Source organism: Flintibacter hominis (assembly GCF_014287965.1).
GTDB classification, from domain to species: Bacteria; Bacillota; Clostridia; order Oscillospirales; family Oscillospiraceae; genus Lawsonibacter; species Lawsonibacter aceti.
This window is the reverse complement of the sequence record NZ_JACOPO010000003.1, coordinates 210982-223772: the sequence shown is the minus strand read 5'-3', so window position 1 is coordinate 223772 and position 12791 is coordinate 210982. Positions and strand designations below refer to the sequence as shown.

Annotated in this window: 13 protein-coding genes and 1 riboswitch; of the genes, 3 read left to right on the top strand and 10 right to left on the bottom strand. The window is 52.6% G+C overall.

What is annotated here, in order from left to right; genetic code table 11:
* Positions 1–358: 358 nt before the first annotated feature.
* From xerD to H8S11_RS06290, 9 genes are all read right to left on the bottom strand, one after another.
* A complete protein-coding gene (gene xerD / locus H8S11_RS06330) occupies positions 359–1240 on the bottom strand; it encodes a site-specific tyrosine recombinase XerD (protein WP_147571768.1) in 882 nt (293 codons plus the stop codon).
* A 25-nt stretch (positions 1241–1265) separates the two neighbouring features.
* Positions 1266–1886: a stage II sporulation protein M gene (locus tag H8S11_RS06325; RefSeq protein WP_186852555.1), complete on the bottom strand. Its 621-nt coding sequence runs from the start codon at positions 1884–1886 to the stop codon at positions 1266–1268.
* Positions 1887–2166: 280 nt separating this feature from the next.
* On the bottom strand, positions 2167–3591 hold the full coding sequence (gene scfB, locus H8S11_RS06320) for a thioether cross-link-forming SCIFF peptide maturase (protein WP_186852554.1): 1425 nt from the start codon (positions 3589–3591) through the stop codon (positions 2167–2169).
* A gap of 103 nt (positions 3592–3694) precedes the next feature.
* Positions 3695–3835 (bottom strand): six-cysteine ranthipeptide SCIFF, encoded by a 141-nt coding sequence (gene scfA, locus H8S11_RS06315; protein ID WP_087393998.1) that lies wholly within the window; start codon positions 3833–3835, stop codon positions 3695–3697.
* Positions 3836–3984: 149 nt separating this feature from the next.
* Positions 3985–4407, bottom strand: a complete 423-nt coding sequence (locus H8S11_RS06310; RefSeq protein WP_147571765.1) for a TIGR04086 family membrane protein — start codon at positions 4405–4407, stop codon at positions 3985–3987.
* Positions 4408–4487: 80 nt separating this feature from the next.
* Positions 4488–4763 (bottom strand): preprotein translocase subunit YajC, encoded by a 276-nt coding sequence (gene yajC, locus H8S11_RS06305; RefSeq protein ID WP_147571764.1) that lies wholly within the window; start codon positions 4761–4763, stop codon positions 4488–4490.
* Between the two features lie 106 nt (positions 4764–4869).
* The gene (tgt, locus tag H8S11_RS06300) at positions 4870–6015 is read right to left on the bottom strand and encodes a tRNA guanosine(34) transglycosylase Tgt (protein WP_147571763.1); all 1146 of its coding nucleotides are present in this window, start codon (positions 6013–6015) and stop codon (positions 4870–4872) included.
* Positions 6016–6287: 272 nt separating this feature from the next.
* The gene (gene queA / locus H8S11_RS06295) at positions 6288–7310 is read right to left on the bottom strand and encodes a tRNA preQ1(34) S-adenosylmethionine ribosyltransferase-isomerase QueA (RefSeq protein WP_147571762.1); all 1023 of its coding nucleotides are present in this window, start codon (positions 7308–7310) and stop codon (positions 6288–6290) included.
* 24 nt (positions 7311–7334) lie between these two features.
* A complete protein-coding gene (locus tag H8S11_RS06290) occupies positions 7335–9146 on the bottom strand; it encodes a SpoIID/LytB domain-containing protein (RefSeq protein ID WP_186852553.1) in 1812 nt (603 codons plus the stop codon).
* Between the two features lie 66 nt (positions 9147–9212).
* Positions 9213–9392: riboswitch (Lysine riboswitch) on the top strand.
* A gap of 164 nt (positions 9393–9556) precedes the next feature.
* On the opposite strand from H8S11_RS06290, the gene asd reads away from it, so the two are divergent.
* Genes asd through dapB form a run of 3 tightly spaced genes read left to right on the top strand, consistent with a single transcriptional unit; the run spans position 9557 to position 12358 of the window.
* A complete protein-coding gene (gene asd / locus H8S11_RS06285; RefSeq protein ID WP_186852552.1) occupies positions 9557–10645 on the top strand; it encodes an aspartate-semialdehyde dehydrogenase in 1089 nt (362 codons plus the stop codon).
* Positions 10646–10698: 53 nt separating this feature from the next.
* Positions 10699–11589, top strand: coding sequence for a 4-hydroxy-tetrahydrodipicolinate synthase (gene dapA, locus H8S11_RS06280; RefSeq protein ID WP_147571759.1), 891 nt, complete (start codon positions 10699–10701; stop codon positions 11587–11589).
* 13 nt (positions 11590–11602) lie between these two features.
* Positions 11603–12358 (top strand): 4-hydroxy-tetrahydrodipicolinate reductase, encoded by a 756-nt coding sequence (gene dapB, locus H8S11_RS06275; RefSeq protein ID WP_147571758.1) that lies wholly within the window; start codon positions 11603–11605, stop codon positions 12356–12358.
* 100 nt (positions 12359–12458) lie between these two features.
* Here dapB and H8S11_RS06270 read toward each other — a convergent pair whose 3' ends face one another.
* Positions 12459–12740, bottom strand: a complete 282-nt coding sequence (locus H8S11_RS06270) for a zinc-ribbon domain containing protein (protein WP_147571757.1) — start codon at positions 12738–12740, stop codon at positions 12459–12461.
* Positions 12741–12791: the final 51 nt, after the last annotated feature.

Sequence of the window (12791 nt, the reverse complement as noted above, 5' to 3'; positions counted from 1 at the left end):
CGATAAAAGTCGGAGCACGCTCATTTCATTTATTATCCTTGTTATATATAGTCCATCTCCAAGGGCCAGCTTGACGTGCGATTACCCGGCCACAAGACGGTTCTAGAAAGGCTCCAACCACACTCCCTTACAGTTTTTACCAATCATTTAGATTCCGCCAGACGCTTGATATAGAACAAGGTTACAAGGTGTTTTGTAGATACAGCATCAAGTCTCACATCTGGAGGTTTTGCTCATGGTTTGTGTCGGTATTGGCCATGTAGGACTTGAGACCCAAATTGGACAAGAGCATAGCCAAGATTAACTAGCCCAAAGGGGAAAGGGAGAAAAAAGCCAGGAACTAAACAGTTCCTGGCTTTCACGCTCTAGGGTGGGCTTTGAGATAGACATCTTTGAGCTTTTGGTTCAGCAGTTTGGAATATATCTGAGTGGATGAGATGTCGGCGTGGCCCAGCATCTCCTGGATGGAGCGCAAATCAGCGCCGTTCTCTAGCAGGTGTGCCGCAAAAGAGTGCCGCAGGGTATGTGGAGTGATGTCCTTTTGGATTCCAGCCTTCTCCTGGTAATATTTGATGAGTTTCCAGAAACCCTGACGGCTCATCCGTTCCCCGTTCATATTGACAAAAAGGGCGGTCTCTTCCACATCCTCCACCAACTGGGGACGGACATTATGTACATATTCGCTCAGTGCACGAATGGCGGTCTGGTACAGAGGGATGATTCGCTCCTTCCCCTTACTGTAGCATTTAAGTACCCCGCCCGGAAGATTGAGATCATCCAAATCCAGGTCGATCAGCTCACTGACCCGGATGCCGGTGGCATACAACAGCTCCAGCATAGCTCGGTCCCGGTAACCCTTCAAATCTGTACAATCAGGCTGCTCTAAAAACAGCTCGACTTCCTTTCCAGTCAGAACTTGGGGCAGTTTACGCTCCACCTTGGCCGGGGCCACCCCCTTGGCCGGATTACGGTCCACTTTCCCAAGGGCAATCAGACAGTTATAAAAAGATTTGATAGACGCCACAGAGCGGGTTACCGTGGCGGGAGACTTCCCTTTTCGTACCAAGGATTTGGTGAACCCCTCTACATCTTTGGGTAACACCTCAGTCAAGGACACACCGCTATCCTCCATAGACTGAGCGAATTGATGAACGTCACGGACATAGGAACTGACCGTGTTTGCCGAGGCGTGTTTTTCAGTTTTCAAATAGTCCTCATACACTGTCAAAAGCTCAGACACGTTCCTATGCTCCCCTACAATGATTTTACAACACAACACGGGCAGCTGCCCGAAGAAGAACTGGGATCACATGGTATTCTACTAGGCCACACAAAAGGATCAGGATGAAGCTGACTGTCAGCTTTCCCCAATAGACTGGCGCGAAGGGTAGTGCGTCGCGCCCATCACCAAGGCCACGCAAAAGCAGCTTGCGCGAACCATTCAGCCCTTGGACGCCAGAGAGAAAAAGAGCCGGTCCCCACAACAGCGCTGGCAAGCCAAACAAAAACAGGGCGGGCAGCAAGCCAGAAGATCCGAATACACGGCAGAAGCAGGCCACAGAAAAAGCGAAGAAAAAACCCCGCACCCCAAAAAGTAACGGCAGACCCACCACACCGATCCCAGTAAGGCCGAGCAAAAAAACAGCAAGCAGGTACCGAAGCTCCTCCCACAAGCCGGACCAAAAGTTATGAAAGAGGGCACCATCTCTGATCAGCCCCAGGTAATCCCGCAGATAGTCACACAGCTCCTGTCCACCCTGCCCGTCTGCCAGACTGGCAAAGATGGAACCGCAAAGTCCCCCCAATAAAAAGAAACCTGATAAAATAGCCAAGGGGACCCATTGTTCCGACGGCAAGTCCCATTTTTTTCGTTCCCTCTTTCCCATCGCTGTCACCTCAAGATAACCTTATGAGAAAGGGGAAAAAAATAGACATGGAAAGCTCAAAATAAGGCCCACCATTTTCTATATTCTTAATATAGCCTCTTCTTCCGCTTCGCGCAAGTGTTTTCGGTCATATTTTCAAGAAATATTTTTTCCGCTCCAATTTTATGTAAATTGCGTTATGTAAATTTAAAAACTAAAAAATGAAGTGAGGCGCTAAAGTAGCGCCTCACTTCACAAAATGCAGTACATAAAACACGCCGCCGGCACTATATGTTGAAATTCATTTAGATTCCCCTAGACTGCACTCAATACAATCTGTATTATTACAATTCGTATTTCTTTTGCTTCCCATACCGGCTTCAATGGCGTTCAGAGCGATGGCACATTCCAGCCGCTTGCGTTCCATCTGGCAGGCTACATCATTCGATTTTGTTATGTCGCCATTGACAAGCAGGTTAGATGCGGAACAGCCGCCGCTGCAATAGAAACGGGCCCAGCACTCCCGGCAGGCCGGGCGGGTATAGATGTTCTGCTGTGCAAAGGTTCCGGAGATATCCATATCAAAGGAGCCATCGAACACGTTGCCCATACGGTACTCCTCCTTCCCTACGAACTGGTGGCAGGGATAGATATCTCCATCAGGCGTAATGGCCACATACTCACAGCCAGCGCCACAGCCGCGCAGACGCTTAATCACGCAGGGCCCCTGGGCCAGATCTACATTGAAATGGAAAAAGTTGATGTCTGGCCGCTCCATCAACTGGCCGGCCAATTTCTCATATTCCGCTTCTACCTTTTCCAAGTCCTCCTCTTTAATGGCGAAAGGATCATCCAGCGGTCCGCTGGCGGGCTCTACCGATACATGACGGAAACCCAGATCCCCCATGTGGAGAACATCCTGAGAAAAGTCCAAGTTATCCCGTGTAAAGGTCCCACGAACATAGTAATCCTTGGTTCCACGGCCGGCCACCAATTTTTGGAATTTTGGAACGATGACCTCATAGCTCCCCTTCCCGTTCACAGTAGGCCGCATCCGGTCGTTAACAGGCTGACGACCGTCCAGAGACAGGACAACATTGGACATCTCCCGGTTGATATATTCTATCGTCTCATCATTGAGCAGGACACCGTTGGTCGTAATCGTAAAGCGAAATACCTTGTTGCGCTCTTTTTCCAGGGAACGGGCGTATTCCACAGTGCGCTTCACCGTATCCATCGCCATGAGAGGCTCCCCGCCAAAGAAATCAATCTCGATATTTCTACGCTTTCCGGATTTTGCCACGACCCAGTCGATGGCCCTTTTGGCCGTTTCAAAGTCCATGGTCATCCGATGGCCAGTGCCGAAGTCGCCTGTCGAGGCAAAACAATATTTGCACCGCAGGTTACAGTCATGAGATACATGGAGACAAAGCGCCTTGACCACTGCCGACTTGGGCAGGGCCATAGCGGCCTCCGGATCGATGTATTCGTCATCAGAAAAGAGAAGGCCCTGGTCCTGAAGACCTCTCAGTTCCTCCCAAGCCTCGGATAGCTCCCGTGGATCATATTGGTCCAACTGCTCCGCCAGTTTTTGAGGCAGCCTCTCTCCCATTGGCCCTTCAATCAAAGAGAGCAGGTCAAAGCTCAACTTATCCAACACATGGACCGCGCCACTGTTCACATCAGCGGCCAGATACTGGCCGAGCGCCGTAAAGGTATGTACCATATCGAACTTCCTTCCTCGATTTCTCTATCGATATCATTTGGATGGAGAAATAGACATGAAAAAGGGCAGGCTGACGCCCACCCTTTTCAGGTATGTTGAGAACTTACTTATTCTCGCACTTCTGATTGGCAACAGTGCAGGAAGTCTTGCAGGCAGACTGGCAAGAAGTCTGGCACTCGCCGCAGCCGCCCTTGGCGGCACTGGCCTTCAAAGTGGCCCCGTTGAGGGTCTGGATATGCTTCATTGGTATCTCCTCCTGAATCGCTTAGTGCAACAATTATACCACAGTTTTTCTCTGGACGCAAGTCCGGCAGTTCCTTTGGCGGAAAACTGAAGCTGGGCAATATCGCTGCTATCAAGTGGTATTGTAGCATAGCGAACCGGATATTTCAATCATCTTTTCCGCTTTTTCTTGGGCTTTCTTCCCAGTATACCGGCTATCGCTCCCCCACACAGGCAGGCGCAGAGTATGCCAGCTCCCCCCTGCTCTAACGATGCGGTATCATAGGCCAGAAGGCCTGCCGTCAGCAGAAGCAGGAACAGGATTGCTCCTACTCCTGTCCCCACTAGCAAAGATTTGGAGCGGATCCTTTTGATGCTGTATATCCCGCCAACAGCCCCGCCTAAGACACAGACCGCTAGTACCGCTCCCTGAGCCCACTGTTCCCGCAGGACTCCTGTTGAAATGAGCAAGGCGCACAGCAGAAGTGCTAGCACGGCCGAAAAACCGGCGAGCACCCCACCCTTGAGCAGTTCACACATACTGTTGACCCACTGCTCGCCCGATTCCTCTTGCCGTCTTTCCCTCTTTTTCATAACACAATGCCCTCCCCGCGGTCTTCTGTTTTCACGAAAACCTATGCGAGAAGGGCATATAGTATGTCTATTTTCTGTGATTACTTCTGCTCCGCAGCAGCGGCAGAGGAGTTCTTAGTGGAAACAGCCCACTTGGTGAACTCGATGCGGACGCGGTCAGCCCCGGTCTCAATCACGATGGTATTCTCCTTCACAGAACAGATGGTGCCGATGATACCGCCGATGGTAGTAATCTCATCGCCGACAGTCAGCGAATTGCGGAGGTTCTGAGCCTCCTTCTTCCGCTTGTTCTCGGGGCGGATCATAAAGAAGTAGAGCATTGCGAACATTAAGGCCATCAGTATTAAGGTTTCCAAAATTCGTTCCCTCCAAAGTTGTTGTCAGCTGTTTCCAGTCAGACGCATTAGTGCTATTATAGCGGGTTTTTTTCCTGTTGGCAAGTCCTTTTGTCAAATTCGAGGACTATATTCCTGGGTCTGCTGCGGGTCTGTCCAGCTTTCCAGAAAATTTCTGTCGGAATGCCTCAAATCGTCCCTGATCCAGTGCCTCGCGGATGCGGAGCATCAATTCGTTATAGAAATGGAGATTGTGGAGCACTGCCAGACGCATAGCCAGCATCTCCCCGGCCGTCAGCAGGTGCCGGAGATAGGCTCGGGAAAAGGAGCGGCAGACCGGGCAGTTACAGGTGGGATCAATGGGACGGGAATCCAGCTTGTACTTCTCATTTTTGATATTTATGGTGCCCTCCCAGGTATACAGCTTTCCATGGCGGGCGTTTCGTGCCGGCATAACACAGTCAAAAAAATCCACGCCGCGGGCTACTCCCTCGATGATATTGGAGGGGGTTCCCACTCCCATCAGATACCTAGGTTTCTCTTTCGGCATATGGGGCTCCACCGCTTCGATAATATCATACATGGTCTGTGTGGGCTCCCCTACAGCCAGACCGCCGATGGCGTAACCGTCACAGTCCAGTTTGGCGATCTCATCCATGTGCCATTTCCGCAGGTCTGCATAGGTCCCACCCTGGTTGATGCCAAATAGCATTTGGCCGGGATTGACGCAGCCAGGCGCCTCATTGAGCTTTCTGTGCTCCACTGCACAGCGATCCAGCCATCGGGCTGTCCGCTCGCAGGAGGCCTTGACATAGTCGTAAGGCGCCGGGTTTTCCACACACTCATCAAAGGCCATGGCGATATCACTGCCCAGATTGGATTGGATCCGCATGGACTCCTCCGGTCCCATAAAGATCCGCTTTCCATCAATGTGGGAGGCGAAGGTAACGCCTTCCTCTGTGATCTTCCGCAGTCCGGACAGAGAGAACACCTGGAATCCTCCGCTGTCAGTGAGCATGGGGCCATCCCAATCCATAAATTTGTGGAGTCCACCCATCTGTCGGACTACATCGTCACCCGGACGCAGGTGGAGATGATAGGTATTAGACAACTCGATCTGACAGCCGATTTCTTTCAGGTCGTGGGCGGACACCGCCCCTTTGATCGCTCCGCAGGTGCCGACATTCATAAAAACAGGAGTCTGCACAGTTCCATGGGGGCAGGTAAATACTCCCCGGCGGGCCTTCACCTCGGTTTTTAGTAATTGAAACATAGATTTCTCCTTAAAGTGTGTGATACCAGCGACTTCATTCCGCCTTACGCGCTGGCTGCAGCTGGCTGTCTTGGGTCCCGGTCCTTCGCGCCGGTTAGCGCCTCCAACTGCTGGAGTCACGCTTCGGGATCCAAAACATTTCTGATTTTTTTGGAACACTCCTTCCAATCCCATCGCTCGAAGCTGCTCTGTAGCGGATATTACCGCCCCCTCTAGGCCGACCACGAGAGCCTGACCGATATTGGACAAGTCTATCAGCCATGACGCGCTTTCTAAGAAATGAACATGGCGTCTCCGAAGCTAAAAAAGCGGTATTTCTCTTTCACCGCCTCTTGATAGGCGTTCAGTACATGTTCGCGGCCCGCCAGAGCGGATACCAACATGATAAGGGTGGACTGAGGTAGGTGAAAATTTGTGACCAGCGCGTCCAACACCTTGAAGCGATACCCAGGATAGATAAAGATATTTGTCCATCCAGACCGCTGTGTCATGGTGCCGTCCTCCGCCGCAAAGCTCTCAATGGTGCGGCAGGAAGTGGTACCCACACAAATCACCCTGCCTCCATTTCTTTTGGTTTCATTGATGATGTCCGCGGTTTCCTGAGATATCATGCAAAACTCAGAATGCATCTCATGGTCGCGGATGTCCTCCGCTTTGACAGGCCGAAAGGTACCAAGGCCGACATGGAGCGTAACGTAGCATACCTTCACACCCATTTCCTGGATATTATCCAGCAGTTCCGGAGTAAAATGCAGTCCGGCGGTGGGCGCTGCGGCGGATCCTACGACTTTAGAATAGACCGTTTGATAACGCTCCTGGTTCTCCAGCTCGGCCTTGATATAGGGCGGCAGGGGCATTTTCCCCAATTCCTCTAATATTTCAAGAAAAATTCCCTGGTAGTGGAACTGGACCAGCCGCTTGCCGTCCTCCAGCTCCCGTTCAATCGTTGCAGTCAGCTGCCCTTGTCCAAATATTATCTGGGCGCCTGTCCTAAGTTTTTTTCCTGGACGGACTAAGCATTCCCAGCACCCCTCGCCCCGGTCCACCAGCAGCAATACCTCACAGGTCCCTCCCGTGGGTCGGTGCCCGATCAGACGAGCGGGCAGCACTCTGGAGTCATTGAGGACTAGGCAATCTCCGGGGCGCAGGAAGTCCGGCAGATCATAAAAGTGGTGATGTCCGACTGCTCCTGTGTTCTTGTCCAGTGTCAGCAGCCGGGAGGAATCACGCCGCTCTAGAGGAGTCTGAGCGATCAGCTCTTCTGGCAGTTCAAAATTGAAATCAGAGGTCTTCAAAACAGTTTACGCCTTTCTCTTCTTTTAATAGGTGCCCACTTGGACGCCAGGAAAATAAAATTTCAGTATCTCGTCATAGTCAAACCCTTCGCGGGCCATGGCGTTGGCACCAAATTGGCTCATTCCCAATTGGTGCCCCCAGCCCGCTCCGTCAAATACATAAGTATCTCCAGAGACGGTCACTGTGCCGCCTCCCACATTGGTCCCGGAGGCACCGGTATTCCCCTCCGCCAGCGAGCTGATCTTTCCAGAACCGGAGATCACATACAAATCGCTTCCAGCTCCAGATACCGAACCGGTACCAGAAATCACATATACATCGTCCGTACCACTCAGTGTACCGGAACCATTGACTGCATAGCTTCCAGATCCGTTTCCGGCTGGCTGGCTGACCATCTTTCCATTTACTGTAAACCGGATCGACTTAACACCAAAATTTCCTCGGATACCCATATCTATACCGCCAGAGGATGCACTTGGCTTGAACGTGTTGCTGTTCCCATTTTTCCAGTGTACCTGAAGTCGAATGACGTTTCCCATCTCAGAGTAGGTCAGTTCTAGGTAATCGATGGAAGTACCAACCCCAAAGCCGTTGCTCTGAAGTTTACTGGTCAGCTCCTCTGAGGTATAGGTAACCGTCCAGGGAGAATAGGGATTTAAGTCGTCTACTAGGGATTCGTAAGGATCTATCACACCCTTCAGGTAGGGATGGGTGTTGACTGTATCCGTCCCCCAGACATTCTTTGCGTCCTCTGTGGCTCCGCCCGCGCTGGAGGAATATACGGTCTCTGCCAATTTTCCGTTATAGAGAACCACCTGGCCCGCTGTTTCCTCTACCGCCTGGTCGCTTACCTCACTGGGGCCGGAGTTGGAACGTCCATCTCCGCAACCATGGTATGCCTGACATTCCGTACTGCCACATACGTCAAATCCGTAGCTCTGGTGCCGGCCCATGTTCCTCAGAACATAAGTCCTGGCACAGGTGGCTTGGGCCTTCAGGGCCTCCAAGGGCCAGGTGCGGCCCATCTCATAACAGACCACACCCTTTACATAGTCCTCCAGTTCCACCACATTGACTACCGAGATATTTCCTCCATTGAGGCGCTGATAAAGAAAGCCACCTCGGTATTTATAATTGGAGAACCAAGTCCTGACATCCTCTGCTCCGGTCACGTCTGGCAGGATCGCCAGGATACCACCTGTTCCCTGGTCAAATTGAAACAGGATATGATCCGTCCCTGTTTCCACAATACTCATTCCGTAGGAAGTAGTCCCTACAACGGTCCCCTCCCCTAAGGTATCGATTGCGTCCAGCGCCTCGCCCTTTGAGAGATAGGCTCCCACCCGAACCTGGTATTCTCCATCTATCCAGGCCACGAAGCCATCCTCATAGTCTTCCGCGTCCCGCCGTGCGTCCTCGTAGTCTCCATACCCGCTATCGATCAAAATATGATAGCAGCCCACCGCGATATTGCTGGTAATGGAGGAGGAGTAGGTAGTCTTGCCCAACGAGGCGTCCCGTCCATAGTAGAGGTTTTGTGTCTTAAGCACCGCCACCTGGTCAATGTCCTTCTCCGTCCGTCCCAGCTCAACGAAATCCATATTCCCGTCGTAGTAGCCGAAGCGGAAACCGGCGCCATACCCTGTATTATTTTGGAGGTGAGCGGCCTCCAGCTCTCCCGTTTCTACGTACTGGTACGAGGATGCCAGCCCTACACGGATCATAACCTCACCGTCACTGTTGGTTCTTACGGCCCATCCGGTGGGGACTGCCAGGGTTATTGCAAGTACAGCGGCGGCAAGCCGCATCCAATTTCTCCTCATGGTCTGCTCCATTTCTCCACTTCTGCGGTTTTGTACTATTGACACCGACCTTCAAACGTGATAGGATAGGGTCAAATTCTGCAAGATAGAGGTGCGGCTACATCAGTAGACATGGCCAGGGAGCCGGTTCCCGCTGATCCATGTTCAAAGGGGACGCCGCCGAAGAGCTGCTCTTCCGGTCGAGAGTTTGCTCTGGTCGTCTGGTTAACAGCCAGCCGACTGTCATCAGGGTCAGGCTGATGGAGAGCTGTCTGCTTTTGTGAATATTTTGCCGGTCGAGCAATTTGCTCTTAGTCGACATTATAGTACAAAATCAGCCGCTTGAAAAGCCGCTGATTTATTTTTTTCTTTTCCCTGGTCGACTCATCTATGTTCAGACTTTGTCATACCCTTATATAAGAGAGATTTGGAGGTTGCTTTACATGAAAAAGTATAAAGTAGGTATCATTGGCGGAACCGGTATGGTTGGTCAGCGTTTCATCACACTGATGGAGGGTCATCCCTGGTTCCAGCTTACAGTCATCGCAGCCAGCCCCCGTTCTGCTGGAAAGACCTATGAGCAGGCTGTCTCCGGACGTTGGGCCATGGAGAAACCCATTCCTGAAGAGGCCAAGGGCTTGGTTGTCATGGATGCTCAGGCCGACGTGGAGAAAATCGCCGGTCTGGTGGACTTCGTATTCTGTGCTGTTGATATGAAGAAGGATGAAATCCGCGCTTTGGAGGAGCGGTACGCCAAAGCCGAGTGTCCCGTGGTCTCCAACAACTCCGCCCACCGTTGGACCGATGACGTGCCCATGGTGGTCCCCGAGATGAATCCTCAGCATATTGAGATCATCCCCGCACAGCGCCGCCGCCTAGGTACCAAACGCGGCTTTATCGCCGTCAAGTCCAACTGCTCTATCCAGTCTTATGCTCCCGCCATCACCCCCCTGCTGAAGTACGGTGTGGAAAAGGTCCTGGTCTGTACCTATCAGGCCATCTCTGGCGCCGGCAAGACCTTTGAACGTTGGCCCGAAATGGTCGATAACCTGATCCCTTATATCGGTGGCGAGGAGGAAAAGAGCGAGCAGGAGCCGTTGAAGATCTGGGGACGCATCGAGAACGATAAATTTGTCAAGGCGGATGGCCCCTCCATCACCGCCCAGTGTCTGCGCGTCCCAGTATCCGACGGACACACCGCCGCCGTATTTATCAAGTTTTCCGGTGAAAAGCCCTCCATCGAGCAGATCAAGTTAGACTGGGCCAATTTCAAGGGCAGAGCCCAGGAGCTGGAGCTTCCCTCCGCGCCCAAGCAGTTTATCCATTACTTCGAGGAGCCAGACCGTCCCCAGGCCAAGCTGGACCGTGAGCTGGAAGGCGGAATGGCGGTTTCCATGGGGCGGCTCCGTGAGGACACACAGTATGACTATAAGTTCGTGGGCCTGTCCCACAATACCCTGCGGGGTGCTGCAGGCGGCGCTGTCCTGTTGGCCGAGCTGCTGTGCGCCGAGGGCTATATCGATCATATGTGAGCCAGGAGGTCACCCTCCTTACTTCCCGCATTTGAAGAAAGGGTGTATTGTTTATGAGAAGTCCTGTTTTTACCGGTTCCTGTCCCGCGCTGGTCACTCCCTTTGACCAAAACGGCAGCATCAACTACGACGCCTTCGGAAAGCTGATCGACGACCAGATCGCCGCCGGCGTGGATGCGGTGTGTGTCTGCGGCACCACTGGTGAGTCCGCTACCATGTCTATTCGTGAGCACATTGCTGCCGTGGAATTTTGTGTCAAGCGGGTAGATCACCGTGTCAAGGTCATCGCTGGTTCCGGCAGCAACGACACCTCTGCCGCCGTCTACCTGTCCCAGCACGCACAGGATTCCGGTGCAGATGCCCTGCTCCACGTCACTCCCTATTATAACAAGGCAAGCCAGACCGGTCTGATCAAGCACTATGAGTATATTTCCGACCGGACTGACCTTCCCATCATCCTGTATAATGTTCCCAGCCGCACCGGCGTATCCTTTACTGCCGACACCTATAAGGTGCTGTCCGAAAATCCCAAGATCAACGGTGTCAAGGAGGCCAGTGGCAATTTCTCCCTCCTGGCCCATACCCGGTATCTGTGCCCTGACGACTTCTATATCTGGTCCGGCAATGATGACCAAGTGGTCCCTATGATGGCGCTGGGAGCCAAAGGCGTCATCTCTGTGGCCTCTAACATCATCCCTGAGGTCATGGTACAGATGAGCCACTGGTGCCTGGACAATGACTTCGAATCCGCGGCTAAACTCCAGATCGAATATATGGATCTAATCGACGCCCTGTTCTGTGAGGTCAATCCCATCCCCGTCAAGGCGGCTATGAATCTAATGGGGATGGAGGCTGGTTCACTTCGGCTGCCTCTGTGCGATATCTCTGACAAGAATCTGGCCGTACTCCGCACCTCGATGGAGCGGATGGGCCTGCTGAAGTAAGGAGCGTCCACACGTGCTAAAGATAATCATTTCCGGCTGTAATGGTCATATGGGCCGGGTGGTGACCTCTCTCTGTGAGGCAGATCCCCAGGTCCAGGTCGTCGCTGGCTTTGATGTACTAGGCGCCAGTGACCGAGAATTTCCGGTGTACTCCTCCCCTGCCCAATTTCATGGAGAAGCGGATGCTGTCATTGATTTTTCCTCTCCGGCCGCGCTGGATGGTCTGTTGTCCTTTGCCAGGGATACCCGAATTCCCATGATTTTGGCCACCACCGGATATACTCCTGAGCAAGTCGCTCAAATTGGTGCGGCCGCTCTAGAAGTTCCAATCTTCCGCTCGGCTAATATGTCCCTTGGCATCAATGTACTGCTTGAGTTGGTCAAGAAGGCTTCCACAGTATTGGGAGACAGCTATGATATCGAAATCATCGAGCGGCACCACCGCCGCAAGGTAGATGCCCCTTCGGGAACTGCCCTTATGATTGCGGACGCTGCCGCCTCCGCCTGTGGGCATGAAACCGAATACGTCTTTGACCGACACTCCGTCCGTCAACCACGGGATAAAAAGGAGATTGGCATCTCTGCTGTACGTGGAGGCACCATTGTAGGAGAGCATGAGATCATTTTTGCCGGCCACGATGAAGTAATGGAGATCCGTCATATCGCCCATTCCCGTGAGATTTTTGCCAAAGGGGCTCTTGAAGCCGCAAAATTCATGGCCACAGTGGATGCTCCGGGCCTGTACGATATGAGTATGCTAGTCAAATAAGTCCATCAAAAACGCTCGGATGCCGATGTGGCGATCCGAGCGTTTTTGATGGGGCAAGAAAAAGGACGCCCGATTGGGCGCCCTTTTTTCTTGGCAGATATCAGCCCTGCTGCTCACGCATCTTGGCGAAGCAGTCGCTGCAGTAAACGGGACGGTCAGACTTGGGCTCGAAAGGAACCTTAGCCTCACCACCACAGGCAGCGCACACCGCGGTAAAATACTCACGGGGGCCGCGAGCAGCGTTCTTGCGGGCATCACGGCAGGCCTTGCAGCGCTGGGGCTCGTTCTGGAAGCCGCGCTCGGCATAGAACTCCTGCTCACCAGCGGTGAAGGTGAACTCGTTGCCACACTCTTTACATACCAGGATCTTGTCTTCGTACATGGACTTTCCCTCTCTTTGACTCGTTGCCCAAATCAATTCGCTTGGGCGATT